The sequence below is a fragment of the Streptomyces sp. NPDC090108 genome, from assembly GCF_044747185.1.
Taxonomy (GTDB): domain Bacteria; phylum Actinomycetota; class Actinomycetes; order Streptomycetales; family Streptomycetaceae; genus Streptomyces.
In genome coordinates, this window is sequence record NZ_JBIVDQ010000007.1 from 506,579 (window position 1) to 525,947 (window position 19,369).

A 19,369-nucleotide genomic window follows, 5' to 3' on the forward strand; every position below is an offset into this window, starting at 1 on the left:
GAGTTGCACGTGGCCGGGCGCATCGAAGACTACGCACTCATCGGAGACATGCAGACCGCCGCACTGGTCTGCCGGGACGGCACAGCCGACTGGTTGTGCCTGCCCCGCTTCGACTCGCATGCCATCTTCGCCGGCCTGCTGGGCACCGAGGAGCACGGCTTCTGGCGGCTCGGCCCGGCGCACGCGGCCGACTCGCCGCCGCCCCCGGCGACCCGGCGCACCTACCGCGGCGACTCGCTGATCCTGGAGTCGGAGTGGGACACCCCGCGCGGCACGGTGCGCGTGACGGACTTCATGCCGCCGCGTGACGGCGCCCCGCAGCTGATCCGGATCGTGGAGGGCGTCACCGGCCGGGTGCCGATGCGCTCGGAGCTGCGGATGCGGTTCTCCTACGGCCGTGTGGTGCCGTGGGTGCACAAGCACGACAACCGGACCGTGGCGGTCGCCGGGCCCGACTCCGTGTGGTTCGACACGGACGCCGAGACGTACGGCAAGGACCTCACGACGTACTCCGACTTCACCGTCGGACCGGGTGAACGGGTGGCGTTCACCATCTCGTGGCAGCCCTCGCACAAGGAGCCGCCGCCGCTGCCGGAGCCGGAGGCGGCGCTGGAGGCGACGGAGGAGTTCTGGCGCGAGTGGGTGGAGCAGTGCACCTACCACGGGCCGTACCGCGAGGCGGTGATCCGCTCGCTGATCACGCTGAAGGCGCTGACGTACGCGCCCACCGGCGGCATCGTCGCCGCGCCGACCACCTCTCTGCCCGAGGACATCGGCGGTGTCCGCAACTGGGACTACCGCTACACCTGGCTGCGGGACGCGGCGATCACCCTGTCCTCGCTGCTGCGCACCGGCTACCGCGAGGAGGCCCGCGCCTGGCGCGAGTGGCTGCTGCGCGCGGTCGCGGGCGACCCGGAGAACCTGCAGATCATGTACGGCATCGCCGGTGAGCGCGAGCTGGGCGAGGCGGAGCTGGACTGGCTGCCCGGGTACGAGAACTCCCGCCCGGTGCGGGTCGGCAACGGCGCCGCCCACCAGCTCCAGCTGGACGTGTACGGCGAGGTCACCGAGGCCCTGCACCTGGCGCACATGACGGGCCTCGCCCGCAACGACTACGCCTCCCTGCTCCAGCTGAAGCTGATCCGCTACCTGGAGGACCACTGGCAGGAGCCGGACGAGGGCATCTGGGAGGTGCGCGGCCCGCGCCGGCAGTTCGTGCACTCCAAGGTGATGGCCTGGGTGGCCGTGGACCGCACCATCAAGCTGATCGAGTCCGGCGCGGTGGACGGCCCGCTGGAGCGCTGGAAGGAACTGCGCGACGAGATCCACCGCGAGGTGTGCGAGAAGGGCTACGACAAGGAGCGCAACACCTTCACGCAGTACTACGGCTCCAAGGAGCTGGACGCCTCGCTGCTGCTGATCCCGCAGATGGGCTTCCTGCCGCCGGACGACAAGCGGGTGATCGGCACCATCGAGGCGATCCAGCGCGAGCTGTCCACGCCGGACGGGTTCATCCTGCGCTACCCCACCGACGGTGAGCACGCGGGCGTCGACGGGCTGCCCGGTGACGAGGGCGCCTTCCTCGCGTGTTCGTTCTGGATGGCGGACGACCTCGCGATGATCGGCCGGGTGGACGAGGCCCGCCAGCTGTTCGAGAAGCTCCTCGCGCTGCGCAACGACCTCGGGCTGCTCGCCGAGGAGTGGGACCCGCGGCTGCAGCGCCAGGTCGGCAACTTCCCGCAGGCCTTCAGCCACGTCCCGCTGATCGACACCGCGCTGCGGCTGACGGCCTCGGGCGCCTACGGGGGCTGATCCCCCGCCCCTGCCTCCGGTCCCTCCGGTGGGAGGCACGCCCCAGGGCGTGTCTCCCCTAGGCTTGACGCGGACGTATGCCCCGTTTTCGTACGGAAGGGGGCTGTCATGGCCGTCCGCTCGAAGGCGCACGCGGCTCTGGCCGCGCTGCGCGAGGACCTGGCCGGCGAGGTGTTCGCCCCGGGCGACCGGGGCTACGACGAGGCCCGCACCGTCTTCAACGCGATGATCGACCGGCACCCGGCGGTGATCGCCCGGTGCGCGGACACCGCCGACGTGGTCCGCGCGGTGCGCTTCGCGCGGGACCTGGACCTGCCGGTCGCGGTGCGCGGCGGCGGGCACGGCGTGGCCGGTACCGCGCTGGGCGACGGCGCGGTCGTGGTGGACCTGCGCCGGATGCGCGGGGTGACGGTCGACCCGGCGGCCGAGGCGGTCCGGGTCGAGGGCGGCGCGACGATGAGCGACCTGGACCGGGCCACCCAGCCGTACGGCCTCGCCACCACCGGCGGCCGCGTCTCGACCACCGGCGTCGGCGGGTTCGTCCTCGGCGGCGGCACCGGCTGGCTCGACCGCCTCTTCGGCCTGGCCGCCGACAACCTCCTCGGTGCGGAACTGGTGACCGCCGACGCGCGCCGGGTGCGGGCGAGCGCCGACGAGAATCCCGAGCTGTTCTGGGCCCTGCACGGCGGCGGCGGCAACTTCGGGGTCGCCACCGCGCTCACCCTGGCGGTGCACGAGCTGCCGGAGTTCTCCGTCGCCCTGCTGATCTACCCGCCGGAGTCCGGACCCGAAGCGGTCCGCGCCTTCCGGGAGCTGATCGGCTCCGGCCCCGACGAGATCGGCGGAGCGGCGCTGTACATCACCGGGCCGCCCGAGGAGTTCGTCCCCGAGGACCTGGTCGGGCGGCTCGTGTGCGGGGTGCTGGTGACGTACGCGGGCGGCGAGGAGGGGCTGCGGCGGCTGGCCGGACCGCTGCTGGCGCTGCCGCACGCGGGCGAGGTGGTCGCCACGCTGCCGTACGCGGATCTGCAGTGCATGATCGACGATCCGCCCGGGATGCGGAACTACTGGTCGGCGGAGTATCTGACGGGGCTGCCCGACGCCTGGGTGGACCGGTACTGCGCCCGCGCGGAGAGCATGCCGGTGCCGACCGGCACCCAGCACGTGCTGTTCCCGCAGGGCGGGGCGGTCGCGGCCGGTCCACACGACTACCCGCTGCCCTACCGGGACGCGCCCTGGGTCGTGCATCCCTTCGGCGTCTGGGAGGACCCGGCCGACGACGAGCGGGCGGTCGCCTGGGTGCGGGACGTCCGTGCCGACGCGCGTCCGTGGCGCACCGGGGACGTGTACCTGAACTTCATCGGCGACGAGGGCTCCGAGCGGGTGAGCGCGGGGCTGGGCGCCGGGAACATGCTGCGGCTGGAGAAGGTGAAGCGGGCGTACGACCCGGACAACGTGTTCCGCTTCAACCACAACATCAGGCCGCTGTAGCGGGCGCCCGGAGCTGTCGCCCGGACGTTCTCGCAGGTAGCGTCCGGTGCATGGACAGCGGTACGGAGAACTCAGCCGTCACTTCGGACGCCGGGATCACCGTCCGGCGGGCCCTGGAGCTGCCGGGGCTGCGCAGCGGGCTGCCGGAGATCCTGGCGGGCGCCGACCGGCTGGGGCGCACCGTGCGCTGGGTGCACGCGGGCGAGGTGCCGAACATCGCGTCGCTGCTCAAGGGCGGCGAGCTGCTGCTGACCACGGGCTACGGCCTGGGCACACGGCCGGCCGATCAGCGGGCGTTCGTGCGCACCCTCGCCGAACGCGGCATCGCGGCCCTGGTGGTGGAGCTCGGTCCGCGTTTCACCCGGCTGCCCGCGGCCCTGGTGGACACCGCGCGCGCCGCCGGGCTGCCGCTGGTGCAGCTGCACCGCGAGGTGCCGTTCGTGGCCGTCACCGAGGAGATCCACACCGAGATCGTCAACGGGCACTACGCGCTGCTCCAGCGGGCGGAGGAGGTGCACCGGCGGTGCACCGAGGCGCTGCTGGGCGGGGGCGGGGTGCCGCAGGTGCTGGGCATCCTCGCCGACTTCGGCGGCAACCCGGTGTTCCTGGAGACCGCGGACGGCCGGCTGCTGTACGCCGCCGGGACGGGCCCCGAGGGCGCGGATCCGCTCCAGGTGTGGGAGGGGCTGCGGGGGCCGCACAAGGACGTGCCGCCGCCGGCCGGTTCGGTGCTGGTGGACGTGCCCGGCGGCGGAACCGGCGCGGGACCGGGCGCGGTGCGGGCCCGGCTGGTGCTGCTGCCCGTGCGGACCCCGCTCGCCCCGGTTCACCGGATCGCGGCCGAGCGGGCGGCGGGGATCCTGGCCGTGGTGCTGATGCAGGCCCGCCAGGAGGAGGAGCTCGCGGCGCGCGGCCGGGGGGATTTCCTGACCGACCTGGCCGAGGGCCGGATCACCGCCGAGGCGGCCCCGGCGCAGGCCCGCGTCCTCGGTTTCCGGCCCGGCGACGGCCCGTTGCTGCCGGTGGTCATGCGGGTCGGGGACGTCCTCTCGCCGGGCGGGGGCTGGGCGCTGCTGGCGCGCGCGGTCGCGGAGGAGCTGGCCGCGGTGGGGTTGCCGGTCCTGCTGGGGGTACGGCCGGTCGAGGGCCGGGTGCCGGTGCTGCTCGGGCTGCGCGCGGAGCCGGAGCGGGCGGCGGTCGCCGACAAGGTGGCGGCGGCGCTGCGGGCGGGCGCGGAGCGGGCGGGGATGCTGCGGCCCGGGTCCCGGCCGCCGGTCGTGGTGGTGGGCGTCGCGGGCGGCTGGGCGGCCGCGTCGGCGGGGCTGCGGCACGCGGCGGAGACGGCGGCCGCGGCGCAGGGGCTGCCCGACCGGCCCTGGTACGACGCGCGCCGCATGGACACCGACCTGCTGCTGTGGCGGCTGCGCGACCATCCGGATCTGGCGGCCTTCGTGGACCGGGCGATCGGCCCGCTGCGCGACCACGACCGGCGTGCCAGGCCGCCGTTGCTGCCCACCCTGGAGACCTATCTCGCGCACGCGGGCCGCAAGGCCGAGACCGCCCGCGAACTGCACCTCAACCGCCAGACCCTCTACAACCGGCTCGCCCGCATCGGCGAGTTGCTGGGCACCGACCTCGACGACCCGCAGACGGTCCTGGCGCTGAGCCTCGCCCTGCGCGCACGCCGCCACGTGCCCTGAACACACCGGCAGGATCCGGGAGACAGGATCCGGAAGACAGGACCTACACCAGGGGCCTGGGCTGGGTCAGTTCGTCGTAGACGCTGAGGACCTGGGCGACCGTCTCGTCCTCGGTCGGCCAGCCGGCGGCCTGCCGCAGTCCGCGCTCGCGGAGCAGCGCGCACCGCCCGGGGTCGGCGAGCAGCCGTACGACGGTGTCGGCGAGGGCCCGCGCGTCGCCGTAGGGGACGAGTTCGGCGGCGTCGCCGACCAGGTCGGGGACGCCCCCGACGGCGGTGGCGACGAGCGGCACGCCCGCGTGCAGGGCCTCCTGGGCCAGGACGGAGCGTGACTCCCACCTGCTGGCCAGCAGGGCCACATCGGCGGCGGCGAGGAGTTCGGGCACGTCGTCGCGGGTGCCGAGGAGCCGGACCGGCAGGTCCTCGTCCTCGATCCGCCGTTGCAGCTCCGGCCGCAGCGGGCCCTCCCCCGCGACGACGACCAGCGGCATCGGGTCCAGGTCCCGCCACACGCGGGCCGCGTCCAGCAGGACGTCGTAGCCGCGGTGCCGGTCGAGGGAGCCGACGGCCATCAGCAAGGGCCTGTCGATGGCGCCGAGTTCGGCGCGCGTCTTGGGGCGCGGCCGGTCGGGGTCGCCGCCGGGCGGCCGGCGCCGGCCCGGCAGCGCCACGGCGCCGAGCCGGGCGTCCCGCGCGCCGGTGCGGCGGGCCCGGTCCACCAGCTCGGAGGTGGTGCCGAGCACCACGGCGGCCGTCCGCGCCACGCGCCGCTCCAGCAGCCGCAGCAGATGGGCCCGCGCGCCCTCGGCGTGGGCGCGGTTGTGCCAGGTGACCACCAGCGGGGTGGTGCGGCCGCCGAGGGCGAGCACGGCGCGGAAGGACGCGTGCAGTCCGTGCGCGTGGACGAGGTCGGCCTGGGCGCAGGCCGCCCGGAGCGCGGCCACGGAGGCCGGGTCGCTGCTGCGGGGCACGGGCACATGCTCGGCACCGGCCCCGGTGAAGTCGTAGGCGTGGTCCGCCTCGGCGGGAGCGCACACGGTGACGCGCACGCCCCGGGCGACGAGCCCGTCCGCCAGGGAGCGCACGTGCGCACTGCTGCCGGCGTTGCCCCCGCCCAGCACCTGCACGGTGCGCAGCGGCGACAGGCCGTGCGGTGCGTTGCTGCTCACGGGGCTCACGGGGCCGGGCTCCTGATTCGGTTTCCGGCACGGGCCGGGGATCGGTCACGAGGGAACGTACAGAAGGTAGCGGGCGGAAGGAGGCGGGAGGCACGTACCGCGCGTGCCTTCCCCGCGGACCGCGTTCCCCGCCAAGCATGCCAGCACGTACGGCCGTTCCGGGAAACGCGGGGAGGCGCACGGTGCGGCAGGCGGGGGCAATGCGCCGGAGCACGTCACCCACACGGGTGAAAGAACACCCTGGGCGGCCGAACGGCTCCCGGCCTTCGTACCGCGAGGTCAGCGACGCGCGGCGACCGTGCGCGCGTGCTGTCGGGTTCCCCCGCGCGGAGGAACCGGCCGCTCTGGCGGCGCCCGCGGCCGCGACGGCGTGCGTACGCGGCACCGCGCGCCCGGTGTCCCCGCGGGAGCTCCCCCGGGGGCGCGTTCCGAAAGCCGCGCGCCCCTCGCGCGGACGCGGAACCGGCGGCGCGCGGACGCGACCGTCCCGGACCCGCCCCGCACGCGCACCCGTCCCGGACCGCCCCCGGACCAGCGTCCCCGTAGGGGTCCCGGCCGCCCCGGACCAGCGTCCCCGTAGGGGTGCGGATCCGGGGCGGTCCGGGGTGAGTACCTAGTGTTCGCTCCGGGCCGTGGCCAGGAGTTCCTCCGCGTGGGCGCGGGCCGTCTCGGAGTCCTCCTGGCCGGCGAGCATCCGGGACAGTTCGCGGACGCGTTCCTCGCCCTCCAGCACCTTCACGCCGGACCGGGTGACCGTGCCGTCGTTGGTCTTCTCGACCAGCAGCTGCCGGTCGGCGAAGGCGGCGACCTGGGGCAGGTGGGTGACGACGACGACCTGCGCGGTCCTGGCGAGCTTCGCCAGGCGCCGCCCGATCTCGACGGCGGCCTTGCCGCCGACACCGGCGTCGACCTCGTCGAACAGGTAGGTCGGCACGGGGTCGGTGCCCGCGAAGACGACCTCCACGGCGAGCATCACACGGGACAGCTCGCCGCCGGACGCGCCCTTGGCGATGGGCCGCGGCGGGGCACCGGGGTGGGGCGCGAGCAGCAGCTCGACCTCGTCCGCGCCCGACGGCCCGTAGGCGACGGTCCGGCCGCCGACCTCGACGCCCTCGGGGTCCTCGGTCTGCCGGATGTCGAAGGACACGCGCGCGTGCGGCATCGCCAGCGAGGCGAGCTCCTCGGTCACGGCGGCGGCGAACCGTTCGGCGGCCTCGGTCCGGGCGTCGGTCAGCGCCTGCGCCAGCGCGCCGAGCCCGGTGCGCAGCTCGTCCCGTTCGGCGGTGAGCTCACCGATCCGCTCGTCGTCGCCGTCCAGCTCGGTCAGCCGTGCGGCGCTCTGCTCGGCCCAGGCGAGGACGGCGGCGACGTCGGTGCCGTACTTGCGGGTGAGGGCCGTCAGCGCGGCCCTGCGCTCCTCGACGGCGGCGAGCCGGCGCGGGTCGGCGTCCAGGTCGTCGGCGTATCCGGCGAGCTCACCGGCCACGTCGGCGAGCAGGATGCCGACCTCGCCGATCCGGTCGGCGAGCGCGGCCAGCCCGGGGTCGTGCGAGCGGACGGCCTCCAGGGCCCGGTGGGCACCCGCGACGAGCGTCGAGGCGTCGATCCCCTCGGGGTCCTCGGGGTTGCCCGCGAGCGCGCCGTGCGCGGCGGTCGCGGCGGAGGACAGCGCCTCGGCGTGCCCCAGCCGCTCCGCCTCCTCCGCCAGCTCGGTGTCCTCCCCGGCGCGCGGTTCGACCGCGGCGATCTCGTCGAGGCCGTAGCGCAGCATGTCGGCTTCCTGGGCGCGCTCACGCGCGCGGGTGACGATCTCTTCCAGCTCGGTGGAGACGGCCCGCAGCCGCCGGTAGGCCTCGGTGTACTCGGTCAGCGGCTTGGTGACCGCGGCCCCGGCGTAGCGGTCGAGCGCCTGCCGCTGCCGGGACAGCTTCAGCAGCCCCTGCTGGTCGGTCTGGCCGTGCACGGCCACCAGGTCGTCGGCCAGCTCGGACAGCAGTCCCACCGGCACGCTGCGCCCGCCCAGGTGCGCCCGTGAGCGGCCCTCGGCGGAGACGGTGCGGCTGATCAGCAGGGCGCCGTCGTCCAGCTCCGCCCCGGCCTCCTCGGCCCGCAGGACGGCGGAGGCGTCCGGGGGTACGGCGATGCGCCCCTCGACGACCGCCTTCCCCGCCCCGATCCGCACGAGCGCCGGGTCGGCGCGACCGCCGAGCAGCAGCCCCAGGCTGGTGACCACCATGGTCTTGCCGGCACCCGTCTCGCCGGTGACGGCGGTGAACCCCGGTGACAGCTCCACGACGGCGTCGTCGATGACCCCGAGTGACCGTATCCGCATCTCCTCCAACACGGAACAGACCATACGAGGTCGGAGGCGGTGAGCGCACATAGGGCAGCAATGTCACTCCGGCGAGTGGTGCTGCCTCAGGGGCGCGGGGCTGTGCCGATGCGCGGCTCCGCCGCGTGGGCGCGGGCACCCACGACGGACCCGCGCCCACCGGCGAACCGGAACCAGCCCCCTGGCGCCGGCTAGTGCGGCGCCCCCCGCCAGCCGGTCGTCGGCAGCGCGAACTTCGCCACGAGCCGGTCCGTGAACGAGGCGTGGTGCAGCCGGGCCAGCCGCACCGGCACCGCCCCCCGCCGCACCTCCACCCGCGCCCCGGGCGGCAGCTCGATGGTCCGCCGCCCGTCGCACCACAGCACACCCGGCGGGATGTGCGGCAGCACCTCCACCGCGAGCACCGAGTCCGGCGAGGTGACCAGCGGCTTCGCGAACAGCGCGTGCGCGCTGATCGGCACCATCAGCAGCGCCTCCACCTCCGGCCACACCACGGGGCCGCCCGCGGAGAACGCGTAGGCCGTGGAGCCGGTGGGCGTCGACAGGACGATCCCGTCGCAGCCGAACTCGGTGACCGGACGGCCGTCGATCTCCAGCACGACCTCGAGCATCTTCTCGGCGCCGGCCTTCTGCACGGCCGCCTCGTTGAGCGCCCAGTCGGTGTGCACGATGTCGCCGTTGCGGTGCACGACGACATCGATGGTCATGCGCTCCTCGACCTCGTACGACCGGGCCACCACCCGGTCGACGACCCGGTCGAGGTCGTCCCGCTCGGCCTCGGCGAGGAAGCCGACACGTCCGAGGTTGACGCCGAGCATCGGGACCCCGGAGGCCCGCGCGAACTCGGCGCCGCGCAGCAGTGTGCCGTCGCCGCCGAGGACGATCAGCAGCTCACAGCCGTCCAGGCACTTCGGTGTCGCCTCCTTGACGAGTTCCACCTCGTCGGACAGCGGGATGTCGCACGCCTCCTCCTCCAGCACGCGCACCCCGATGCCGTGCTGCAGCAGGCCCTTCACGACGAGTTCCGCACTGCGGATCGCCGCCGGCCGCCCGGTGTGGGCGAGCAGGAAAACAGTTCGCGCTCGGTTCTGTGTCAACGCGGCCCCTCCGCCACTGCTCTCTCGACATCGGCCGGGTCCAGTCGCGGAGCACCGGCCGTCAGCCACAGGAAGTACTCGACATTGCCCGACGGGCCGGGCAGCGGGCTCGCGGTGACCCCGCGCACCCCGAGCCCCAGCTCCCAGGCCTTCTCGGCCACTCCTCGCACGGCCTCCGCCCGCAGCTGCGGACTCCGTACGACCCCCCCGCTGCCGAGCCTCTCCTTGCCCACCTCGAACTGCGGCTTGACCATCATCACCAGGTCGGCGTCCGGCTTCACGCACCGCTTCAGGGCGGGCAGCACCAGCCCCAGCGGGATGAAGGACAGATCGCCCACGACAAGATCCACAGGTTCCCCATCGATCGCCTCGAGCGTCAACTCTCGTACGTTCGTACGGTCCTTGACGGTGACGCGTTCATCGCTCTGGAGAGACCAGGCGAGCTGGCCGTAGCCGACGTCGACGGCGACGACATGGGCGACGCCCGCGCGCAGCAGGACGTCGGTGAAGCCGCCGGTGGACGCGCCGGCGTCGAGCGCGCGCCGGCCCTCGACGGCGAGCCCCAGCGGCACGAAGGCCTCCAGGGCGCCGGCGAGCTTGTGGCCGCCCCGGGAGACGTAGTCCGGGTCGCCGTCGTCCGTCTGGACGACGATCGCCGCCGCGGTCTCCACCTGCGTGGCCGACTTGGTCGCCACGGTCCTGCCCACGGTGACCCGCCCGGCGGCGATCAGCTGGCCGGCGTGCTCGCGCGAGCGCGCGAGCTTCCGGCGGACCAGTTCGGCGTCCAGACGACGGCGTGCGACTCCTGCCACGTTCGGTTCAGCTCCTGCTTGTGTAACGACGTTCGAAAAAGTGCGGCCCGCGGGGTCTCACCCGGGGGCGCCGGCCGGATGCCGGGCCGGGACCGGAGGTCCCGGGCGGGAGTCCAGCGCGGTGAGCGCGTCCCGCAGCCCCTGGTGTACATCCTCGTACACCTCGAGGTGTCCGTCGGTGGCGAGGTGGTCGGCGTCGGCCAGCCGCTCCAGCGCGGCGTCGATCCCCGCGTCGCCGGTGGGCGGGCGCGCCACGTCCAGCGGCGCCGGGACGGCGGGACCGTCCGGGGGTACGGCCGCGGTGACGCTCTCTGTCTCGGACACGGACTCGCTCATGCCCAGACGCTACCGCGAACCGCTGGGGTACCGTCGTCCGCGATGGCCACGATCGAGCAGTGCCGCGCCGCACTGGAGAAGCTTTCGGACAGCATGCGGGGGGCCGAGGGCGACGTCCGCGCGGCCGCCGCCCTGGACCGGACGGTGAGCTGTCACATCACCGACCTCGACATCACCTTCGCCGGCCGGATGACCGGAGGCCGGATCGAGGTGGACGAGACCCACCCGGGGGCGCCCCGCGAGCGGGCCCGGATAAGGCTCGCGATGGCGGGGGACGACCTGGTGTCGCTGGTGGACGGCCGGCTGAACTTCGCGACCGCCTGGGGTTCCGGCCGGGTGCGGCTGGAGGCGAGCCTGCTGGACCTGTTCCAGCTCAGAAAGCTGCTGTAGCGCGGGCCCGGCGACGTGTGCCCGGAAGCGGCCCGTGCCACGCCGTCCGGTCCGCGCCCGGCCGGCGGCGCTCAGGAAGCGGCCGGGACCTTCGCCTTCCGCGCCCCGCGCGCGGCCGGCACCACCAGCGGGGTGCCCGTCTCGGGGTCGTCGATGACCTGGCAGCGCAGCCCGAAGACCTCCTCGACCAGACCGGCGGTGACGATGTCCTTCGGCGCGCCCTCGGCGATCACCTCGCCGCCGCGCAGGGCGATCAGATGGGTGGCGTACCGGGCGGCGTGGTTGAGGTCGTGCAGGACGGCGACCAGGGTGCGGCCCTGGGTCTCGTGCAGCTCGGCACACAGGTCGAGGACGTCGATCTGGTGCTGGATGTCGAGGTAGGTGGTCGGCTCGTCCAGGAGGAGCAGCGGGGTCTGCTGGGCGAGCGCCATGGCGATCCAGACGCGCTGGCGCTGACCGCCGGATAGCTCGTCGACGTACCGGTCGGCGAGCTCGGCGACACCGGTGTGGGCCATGGACTCCTGGACGACGCGCTCGTCCTCGGCGGACCACTGGCGCAGCAGGCCCTGGTGCGGGTACCGGCCGCGGCCGACGAGGTCGGCGACGGTGATGCCGTCGGGCGCGATGGACGACTGCGGCAGCAGGCCGAGGGTGCGGGCGGCCTTCTTGGCCGGCATCGACTGGATGGTCTGCCCGTCCAGCAGCACCCGGCCCTCGGTGGGCCTGAGCATCCGCGACAGCGCCCGCAGGAGGGTCGACTTGCCGCACGCGTTCGGGCCGACGATCACCGTGAAGGAGTTGTCGGGTATCTCCACCGACAGCTTCTCGGCGATGACGCGCCGGTCGTAGGCGAGGGTGACGTTCTCGGCGGACAGGCGGTTCACGGTGCTCCTCGGGGTGTTCTGGTGCGGGCCGCCCGTCGCCGGGCCGCGCTCGCTCTCGCTCGTGCTCTGCGCGCCCTCGCTCATATCCGGCCCGCCCTGCGCTCGGTGACGAGCAGCCAGAGCAGATAGCCGCCGCCCAGCACTCCGGTGACCACGCCCACCGGCAGCTGGTCGGCGCCGAAGACGCGCTGGGAGGCCCAGTCGGCGGTGACCAGCAGGGCCGCGCCCATGAAGAGCGAGGGGACCAGGTTCGGACCGGGCGAGCGGGTCAGCCGCCGGGCGAGCTGGGGGGCGGTGAGCGCCACGAAGCTGACGGGTCCCGCGGCGGCGGTGGCGGCCGCGGTCAGCAGGACGGCGCAGACCATCAGGACCATCCGTACGCGCTGCACGCGCACGCCGAGCGCGTTCGCGACGTCGTCGCCCATCTCCATCATCCTCAGGCCCCGGCCGTTGACGAGGACCAGCGGGACGACGACGGCGCACAGCGCCAGCAGCGGCCAGACCTGCGTCCAGTCACGGCCGTCGAGCGAGCCGGTCATCCACACCACCGCGCGGGCCGCGTCCACCAGGTCGGCCTTGGTGAGCAGATAGCCGTTGACCGCGGTGACGAACGCCGAGACGCCGATGCCGACCAGGACGAGCCGGTACCCGTGCACGCCCTGCTTCCAGGCGAGCAGATAGATGGCGAGCCCGGTCAGCAGTCCGCCGAGCAGCGCGCCGACGGTGACCTGGGCGGCACTGCCGGACATCAGCACGATCACGACCAGCGCGCCCGCGGTCGACCCCTGCGACAGGCCCAGCACGTCGGGGCTGCCCAGCGGGTTGCGGGACACGGCCTGGAACACCGCGCCGCCGAGGCCGAGCGAGGCGCCGACCAGCAGGCCGACCAGGACGCGCGGCAGCCGCAGCTCCTCGACGATGAAGTTCTGGTACGCGTTGCCGTTCCCGGCCAGCGTCCTGAGCACGTCGGCCGCCGGGATCTTCGCGTCCCCGGTGCCGATCAGCGCCACCCCCGCGGCGATCGCGGCGAGCGCCAGCAGCACGACGACGGCCAGGGAGCGGAGGTCCAGGCGCAGCGACAGCCCGCCGGGGGTGCGCACGGCACGGCTCCTGAGTCGGGTCTTCACAGCTGGGCCGTCCTCCGCCGTCGTACGAGAAAGATGAAGACCGGCCCGCCGATGAGCGCGGTGACGATGCCGACCTGGAGTTCCGAGGGCCGCACGACGACCCGGCCGACGACGTCGGCGCCGAGCAGCAGCACCGGCGACAGGACCGCGGCGTACGGGAGGATCCAGCGCAGGTCGGGGCCGGTGAAGGAGCGCACCATGTGCGGGACCATCAGTCCGACGAAGACGATCGGGCCGCAGGCGGCCGTCGCGGCGCCGCACAGCACCGTCGCGGCGAGCATGGCCAGCGCGCGGGTGCGGTTGAGGTGGGCGCCGAGCGCGCGGGCGGTGTCGTCGCCCATCTCCATGGCGTTCAGCGGCCGGGCCAGCGCGAGCGCGAGGACCGTGCCCGCCGCGAGGAACGGCAGCACCTGCCGGATCGTCGAGTCCGAGGCCGAGGCCAGTGAACCGACCGTCCAGAAGCGCATCCTGCCCAGCGCGGCGTCGTCCGTGATCATCACGGCCTGGAGGTAGCCGTACAGCGCGGCGCTGATCGCCGTGCCGGCGAGCGCGAGCCGCACCGGTGTCGCGCCCCGGCTGCCGCCGAGGAACCACACCAGTGCGCCGACCGCCGCCGCGCCCGCGAAGGCGAACCACACATAGCCGCTCAGGCTGGTGACACCGAAGAAGGTGATGGCGGTGACGACGGCGGCCGAGGCGCCGGCGTTGATGCCGAGCAGCCCGGGATCGGCCAGCGGGTTGCGGGTGAGCGCCTGGAGGACCGCGCCGGACAGGCCGAGCGCGGCACCGGCCAGCAGGCCGAGGAGCGTGCGGGAGATCCGCTCGTCCACGACGACGTCGCCGTAGGTGCCGGTGGCGTGGAACAGACCGTGCCAGACCTGGTCGGGCGACAGCGCCTTCGCCCCGACCGCGATGCTCGCCAGGGCGACGAGCACGAGGACCGCGGCGGACAGGAGCAGCCCGAGTGCCCGCGCCGCCCGGCGGGAGGGGGGCGCGGGGGATATCTCCGCGCGCTGTTCCGGAGGACTGTCGACCAACACGAGGTTAGGTTAGCCTACCCTCGCATTCGATCTCGACGCCGAGGCGCCTCTTCCGCCCCTGTTCCAAGGGCCCACGACGGGCGCACACTTCAGGACACTCTCCGGGAACCCCGGGGGCGGCGGACCTCCCGCACCCTCAGAGTCCGAGCCGGGCCAGCGCCTTGGAGCCGTCCAGTGCGCAGGAGCCGTCCCCGGCCGCCGTCCAGGCCGCCGCGCACAGAGCCCGCAGACCGTCCAGCGCCTCGCCGTCCCCGTCCAGCCCGAGTTCGTCCGCCCCGGCCGTCGCCGTCCACCCGCCGCACCGGAAACCCTCACCCTCCCGGGTGACCTCCGGCTGGCCGGTGAGCAGCCCGCGCAGGTCGGCGTCCACGTACGTCGGCCGGTGCCGCGGCGGCGCGGCGAGCAGCTGCGCGCCGTCGGTGACCCCGGTCAGCACCAGCAGCGAGTCCACACCGCCGTTGAACGCGCCCTCGATGTCCGTGTCCAGCCGGTCCCCGACGACCAGCGGCCGCTCCGCGCCGGTGCGCAGGACGGTCTCCCGGTGCATGGGAGGCAGCGGCTTGCCCGCGACCTGCGGCTCGGCGCCGGTCGCGATCCGCACGACCTCCACCGCCGCGCCGTTGCCCGGCGCGATGCCCCGCCCGCTCGGGATCGTCAGGTCGGTGTTGGACGCGAACCACGGCACCCCGCGGGCCACCGCGTACGACGCCTCGGCGAACCGGCCCCACGTCAGGTCCGGCCCGCCGTACCCCTGCACGACCGCCGCCGGATCGTCGTCCGCCGACTCGACGGGCGTCAGGCCGCGTTCGCGCAGCGCCACCCGCAGCCCCTCACCGCCGATGACGAGGACCCGCGACCCGGCCGGCACCTGCTCGCCGATCAGCCGCGCGACCGCCTGCGCGGACGTGATGACGTCCTCGGCACCCGTCGGTATGCCCAGCTCCGTGAGGTGTTCCGCCACGGCGTCCGGCGTGCGCAGCGCGTTGTTGGTGACGTACGCCAGCCGCATCCCGTCCGTACGCGCCACGGCCAGCGACTCGACGGCGTGCGCGATCGCGTGGCCGCCCGCGTACACCACCCCGTCGAGGTCCAGCAGCGCCGTGTCGTACACCTCGTCCAGAGGCCGGCTGCTGCTCCCGGGGCTCCCGGGACTCGTCCTGACGCCCTGGCTCATTCCGCATCGCTCCTCGTTCGACCGTGTTTCCCCCGATCATCCCCCACCGTCCCGGCACACGTACGATGCCGGGATGAAGACAGCAGGTCCCTCGGAAGCAACGGCGCGCCGAGGCCTGGAACTGACCCCGTTCCGAGGCCTTCGATACGACCCCGACCGGGTCGGCAGCCTGGCCTCCGTCACCTCTCCCCCGTACGACGTCGTCGTGCGCCCCGACGGCCTGCACCATCTGCAGTCGGCCGACCCGCACAACATCGTCCGGCTGATCCTCCCCCAGGCCGGCACGCCCAGCACCCGCAACGAACAGGCGGCCGACACGCTGCACCGGTGGCTGGCCGAGGGCGTCCTGGCCGCCGACCCCGAGCCCGCCCTGTACGTCTACGAGCAGCGGACGGTCGACGGGCTGGTGCAGCGCGGTGTGATCGGTGCCCTGCGCCTGTCGGAGCCGTCCGAGGGCGTGGTCCTGCCGCACGAGGACGTGATAGGGCCGGTCGTGGCCGAGCGCGCGGCCCTGATGCGCGCCACCCGCGCCAATCTGGAACCCCTGCTGCTGACCTACCGCGGCGACGGCGCCACGGCCGAGGTGATCGAGCGGACGGTCCTGGGTGCGCCGCTGCTGACCACGACCACGGAGGACGGCGTCCGGCACCGTCTGTGGTCGGTGACCGACCCCGCCGATCTGACCCTGGTCCGGACCGACCTCGCCCGGCACCAGGCGCTGATCGCCGACGGCCACCACCGCTGGGCCACCTATCTGCGGCTGCGTGCCGAGCACCCGTCCCCGAGCGCCTGGGACCACGGCCTGGTGCTGCTGGTGGACACCGTCCGCTATCCGCTGCGCGTCCGCGCCATCCACCGCCTGCTGCACGGCCTGCCGGTCGCGGAGGCGCTGGCGCCCCTCGAAGGCCTGTTCCGCGTGCGGCGCATGTACGTGCCGCTGGCCGAGGCTCTGGAGGCACTGGCCGACGCCTCCTGCGCGGGCAACGCCTTCCTGCTGGCCGGCGACGGCGCCTTCCACCTGGTGGACCGGCCCGACCCGGACCTGCTCGTCCGCACGGTCCCGGCCGACCGTCCGGCCGCCTGGCGCTCCCTGGACGCAACGGTCCTGCACGCCACGCTCCTGGAACACGTCTGGCACATCCCCGAGGACTCGCCCGCCCACATCGCCTACATCCACGACACGGCGGCCACGGTCGCCAAGGCGGAGCGGGACGGCGGGACGGCGGTGCTGATGCATCCGGTCCGCGAGGAGGTCGTACGCGATCTGGCCAGGCAGGGCGTGACGATGCCCCGCAAGTCGACGTCGTTCGGGCCGAAGCCTGCGTCCGGGCTGGTGCTGCGCGCGCTGGAGCTCTGAGCGCGGGATCGCGGACCCGGACGCAGGGGCCCGGACACCGGAGCCGGACATGACGAAGGGCGGGACCCAGGGGGTCCCGCCCTTCGTCATGCGCTCAGCCGTTCATCCGTACGGCGGGCCCGATCAGGCCTCGTCGTCGTCCTCGTCGGCGTCGTCGGTGGCCTCGGCGTCCGTGGCGGCTTCGGTCCGCTCACGGTCGAGGTCCTGTGCCGGGGCCTCGGCGGCACCGGCCTCGTCGGCGGTGCCTTCGGCCTCGTCCTCGTCCAGGGCGTCGGTGAACTCGACACCGTCCAGCTCGGCGAGCCGGTCGGAGGCGTCCGTGCTGCCGTCGCGGTCGGCCTCGACGGCCTTCGCGAACCACTCGCGCGCCTCGGCCTGACGGCCGGCGGCCAGCAGGGCGTCGGCGTAGGCGTAGCGCAGACGGGCGGTCCACGGCTGGACGGAGCTGGAGGCGAGCTCGGGGCTCTGCAGGGTCACGATCGCCGCGTCCAGCTGCTCCATGTCACGCCGGGCACCGGCCGCGACGAGACGCATCTCGACCTGACCGGCCTTGTCCAGCTTCTGCACCTCGGGGGCACCGGCCATGTCCAGGGCACGCTCGGGCCGGCCGAGTCCGCGCTCGCAGTCGGCCATGACCGGCCACAGCTCCACGCTGCCGGTCATGCGACGGGCGGCACGGAACTCGCCGAGAGCCTCGCTGTACTTCTGGTTGGCGTACGCGGCGAATCCGGCGGCCTCGCGGACGGCGGCCACACGGGACGCCAGGCGCAGGGCGACCCGGGAGTAGGCGTAGGCGCGCTCGGGGTCCTCGTCGATGAGGCGAGCGACCATCACCAGGTTCTTGGCGACGTCCTCGGCGAGCGTCTTGGGCAGGCTCTGGAGCTCCTGCCGGACGTCCTTGTCGATCTCGTCGCCGGTGACGTCCTCGGGGATCGGCATCCGCTTGAGGGGCTCGCGGTCGCGGTCACGGTCCCGGTCGTCGCGGCCACGGAAGCCGCCGCGATCGTCACGGCGGTCGCCGCCACGGTCGTCGCGGCGGAAGCCGCCACGGTCGCCGCCGCGGTCACCGTAGCTGCCACGGCTGTCGTCACGGCGGAACCCGCCGCGGTCGCCACCACGGCTGTCGTCCCGACGGTCGTCACGACGGAAGGCCGGACGGTCGCCACCTCGGTCATCGCGACGGTCGTCACGGCGGAAGCCGCCACGGTCGCCACCGCGGTCGCCGTAGCTGCCACGGCTGTCGTCACGGCGGTCGTCGCGGCGCGGGCCGCGGTCGTCACGCTGGTACGCGGGACGGGAACTACGGTCGTCACGCTGGAAGCCACCGCCGGACGGACGGCCACCGCGGTCGTCACGGCGGTCGCCACCGCGGTCGTCGCGACGGAACCCGCCACGGTCGCCACCGCGGTCGCCGTAGCTGCCACGGTTGTCGTCGCGACGGTCGCCGCCACGGAAGGGCGGACGGTCGCCACCGCGGTCGTCACGGCGCGGGGCGCGGTCGTCACGCTGGAAGCCGGGGCGCGAGCCGCGGTCGTCGCGGCGGAAGCCGCCACGGTCGCCACCGCGGTCGCCGTAGCTGCCACGGTTGTCGTCGCGACGGTCGTCGCGGCGCGGGCCGCGGTCGTCACGCTGGAACGCGGGACGGGAACCACGGTCGTCACGCTGGAAGCCACCGCCGGCCGGACGACCGCCACGGTCGTCACGGCGGTCGCCACCGCGGTCGTCGCGACGGAACCCGCCACGGTCGCCGTAGCTGCCACGGTTGTCGTCACGGCGGTCGCCGCCACGGAAGGGCGGACGGTCGCCACCGCGGTCGTCACGGCGCGGGGCACGGTCGTCACGCGGGAACGAGGGACGCGAACCGCGGTCGTCACGCTGGAAGCCACCGCCGGCCGGACGGCCACCGCGGTCGCCGCCACGGTCGTCGCGACGGAAGCCGCCGCGGTCGCCGTAGCTGCCACGGTTGTCGTCACGGCGGTCGCCGCCACGGAAGGCCGGACGGTCGCCACCGCGGTCGTCACGGCGCGGGGCACGGTCGCCGCGGTCGCCGCCACGGTCGCCGTAGCTGCCGCGGTTGTCGTCGCGCCGGCCGTAACCACCGCGGTCGTTGTCGCGACGGAAGCCACCACGGTCGCCGCGGTAGCCGCCGCGATCGCCGCGGTCACCGCTGTCCCGTCGCCGCTGGTCGCGCTCCGGTCGGTCCTCGGGCGAGTTGGTGGACATGGGTGACTCCTGTCTTCGGTACCGCAAGTATTGTAAAAACAAAAGGACCCCTGGTCCCAGCTGAACGCTGGGACCAGGGGTCCTTCCAAAGATTGTTCGGCGGCGTCCTACTCTCCCACAGGGTCCCCCCTGCAGTACCATCGGCGCTGTGAGGCTTAGCTTCCGGGTTCGAAATGTAACCGGGCGTTTCCCTCACGCTATGACCACCGAAACCCTAATGGTTTCGAGCGAACAAGCACACTTTTTACTTGTGTTCATATAGTTCAGCTCAAAGCCGGCAACCGTTCGTTGCCTCAGAACATACACAGTGGACGCGAGCAAATGAGGACAAGCCCTCGGCCTATTAGTACCAGTCAACTCCACCCGTTACCGGGCTTCCATATCTGGCCTATCAACCCAGTCGTCTACTGGGAGCCT

The 19,369-nt window shown here is 74.0% G+C and carries 15 protein-coding genes, 2 rRNA genes and 1 pseudogene; 5 read left to right on the forward strand and 13 right to left on the reverse strand.

Annotation, left to right across the window (positions count from 1 at the left end; all coding sequences use genetic code 11):
• Positions 1-9: 9 nt before the first annotated feature.
• From ACIPRD_RS26285 to ACIPRD_RS26295, 3 genes are all read left to right on the forward strand, one after another.
• Positions 10-1,812, forward strand: a complete 1,803-nt coding sequence (locus ACIPRD_RS26285) for a glycoside hydrolase family 15 protein (protein ID WP_356400535.1) — start codon at positions 10-12, stop codon at positions 1,810-1,812.
• Between the two features lie 108 nt (positions 1,813-1,920).
• A complete protein-coding gene (locus ACIPRD_RS26290) occupies positions 1,921-3,303 on the forward strand; it encodes an FAD-binding oxidoreductase (RefSeq protein WP_401566431.1) in 1,383 nt (460 codons plus the stop codon).
• Positions 3,304-3,353: 50 nt separating this feature from the next.
• A complete protein-coding gene (locus tag ACIPRD_RS26295; RefSeq protein ID WP_401566433.1) occupies positions 3,354-5,003 on the forward strand; it encodes a PucR family transcriptional regulator in 1,650 nt (549 codons plus the stop codon).
• A gap of 43 nt (positions 5,004-5,046) precedes the next feature.
• Here the strand turns inward: ACIPRD_RS26295 and ACIPRD_RS26300 are convergent, their stop codons facing one another.
• The 5 genes from ACIPRD_RS26300 to ACIPRD_RS26320 all read right to left on the reverse strand — a co-directional run bounded on the left by ACIPRD_RS26300 (position 5,047) and on the right by ACIPRD_RS26320 (position 10,757).
• The gene (locus tag ACIPRD_RS26300; RefSeq protein WP_401566436.1) at positions 5,047-6,180 is read right to left on the reverse strand and encodes a glycosyltransferase family 4 protein; all 1,134 of its coding nucleotides are present in this window, start codon (positions 6,178-6,180) and stop codon (positions 5,047-5,049) included.
• A gap of 613 nt (positions 6,181-6,793) precedes the next feature.
• Positions 6,794-8,536, reverse strand: coding sequence for a DNA repair protein RecN (gene recN / locus ACIPRD_RS26305; protein ID WP_356399865.1), 1,743 nt, complete (start codon positions 8,534-8,536; stop codon positions 6,794-6,796).
• A gap of 167 nt (positions 8,537-8,703) precedes the next feature.
• Positions 8,704-9,609 carry an NAD kinase gene (locus ACIPRD_RS26310; RefSeq protein ID WP_356399863.1) on the reverse strand — a complete coding sequence of 302 codons (906 nt, stop codon included), beginning with the start codon at positions 9,607-9,609 and terminating at the stop codon, positions 8,704-8,706.
• Positions 9,606-10,421 (reverse strand): TlyA family RNA methyltransferase, encoded by an 816-nt coding sequence (locus ACIPRD_RS26315; RefSeq protein ID WP_356399861.1) that lies wholly within the window; start codon positions 10,419-10,421, stop codon positions 9,606-9,608. The genes ACIPRD_RS26310 and ACIPRD_RS26315 overlap by 4 nt, the downstream gene beginning before the upstream one ends.
• A gap of 57 nt (positions 10,422-10,478) precedes the next feature.
• Entirely contained in the window at positions 10,479-10,757 is a 279-nt protein-coding gene (locus ACIPRD_RS26320; RefSeq protein ID WP_401566441.1) for a hypothetical protein, read from the reverse strand.
• Between the two features lie 42 nt (positions 10,758-10,799).
• Here ACIPRD_RS26320 and ACIPRD_RS26325 point away from each other — a divergent pair, with 42 nt between their 5' ends.
• Complete coding sequence (locus ACIPRD_RS26325) at positions 10,800-11,147, forward strand: sterol-binding protein (protein WP_356399857.1); 348 nt, start codon at positions 10,800-10,802, stop codon at positions 11,145-11,147.
• A 71-nt stretch (positions 11,148-11,218) separates the two neighbouring features.
• Here the strand turns inward: ACIPRD_RS26325 and ACIPRD_RS26330 are convergent, their stop codons facing one another.
• The 4 genes from ACIPRD_RS26330 to ACIPRD_RS26345 all read right to left on the reverse strand — a co-directional run bounded on the left by ACIPRD_RS26330 (position 11,219) and on the right by ACIPRD_RS26345 (position 15,372).
• Positions 11,219-12,115, reverse strand: coding sequence for an ABC transporter ATP-binding protein (locus ACIPRD_RS26330; RefSeq protein ID WP_356399855.1), 897 nt, complete (start codon positions 12,113-12,115; stop codon positions 11,219-11,221).
• A complete protein-coding gene (locus ACIPRD_RS26335; RefSeq protein WP_356399853.1) occupies positions 12,112-13,158 on the reverse strand; it encodes an iron chelate uptake ABC transporter family permease subunit in 1,047 nt (348 codons plus the stop codon). The genes ACIPRD_RS26330 and ACIPRD_RS26335 overlap by 4 nt, the downstream gene beginning before the upstream one ends.
• Positions 13,155-14,198: a FecCD family ABC transporter permease gene (locus tag ACIPRD_RS26340; RefSeq protein ID WP_401566445.1), complete on the reverse strand. Its 1,044-nt coding sequence runs from the start codon at positions 14,196-14,198 to the stop codon at positions 13,155-13,157. The genes ACIPRD_RS26335 and ACIPRD_RS26340 overlap by 4 nt, the downstream gene beginning before the upstream one ends.
• A 136-nt stretch (positions 14,199-14,334) precedes the next feature.
• Complete coding sequence (locus tag ACIPRD_RS26345; protein ID WP_401566448.1) at positions 14,335-15,372, reverse strand: HAD-IIA family hydrolase; 1,038 nt, start codon at positions 15,370-15,372, stop codon at positions 14,335-14,337.
• Between the two features lie 73 nt (positions 15,373-15,445).
• Here ACIPRD_RS26345 and ACIPRD_RS26350 point away from each other — a divergent pair, with 73 nt between their 5' ends.
• Positions 15,446-16,729: a DUF1015 domain-containing protein gene (locus ACIPRD_RS26350; RefSeq protein ID WP_356399847.1), complete on the forward strand. Its 1,284-nt coding sequence runs from the start codon at positions 15,446-15,448 to the stop codon at positions 16,727-16,729.
• Positions 16,730-16,852: 123 nt separating this feature from the next.
• Here the strand turns inward: ACIPRD_RS26350 and ACIPRD_RS26355 are convergent, their stop codons facing one another.
• The 4 genes and pseudogenes from ACIPRD_RS26355 to ACIPRD_RS26370 form a co-directional block, all read right to left on the reverse strand.
• Positions 16,853-17,668, reverse strand: a complete 816-nt coding sequence (locus ACIPRD_RS26355; RefSeq protein WP_356400533.1) for a hypothetical protein — start codon at positions 17,666-17,668, stop codon at positions 16,853-16,855.
• A 15-nt stretch (positions 17,669-17,683) separates the two neighbouring features.
• Positions 17,684-18,952, reverse strand: a pseudogene (locus tag ACIPRD_RS26360) (hypothetical protein); the annotation flags it as partial.
• Positions 18,953-19,046: 94 nt separating this feature from the next.
• Positions 19,047-19,163 (reverse strand): 5S ribosomal RNA (gene rrf / locus ACIPRD_RS26365).
• A gap of 112 nt (positions 19,164-19,275) precedes the next feature.
• A 23S ribosomal RNA gene (locus ACIPRD_RS26370) occupies positions 19,276-19,369 on the reverse strand; the annotation flags it as partial.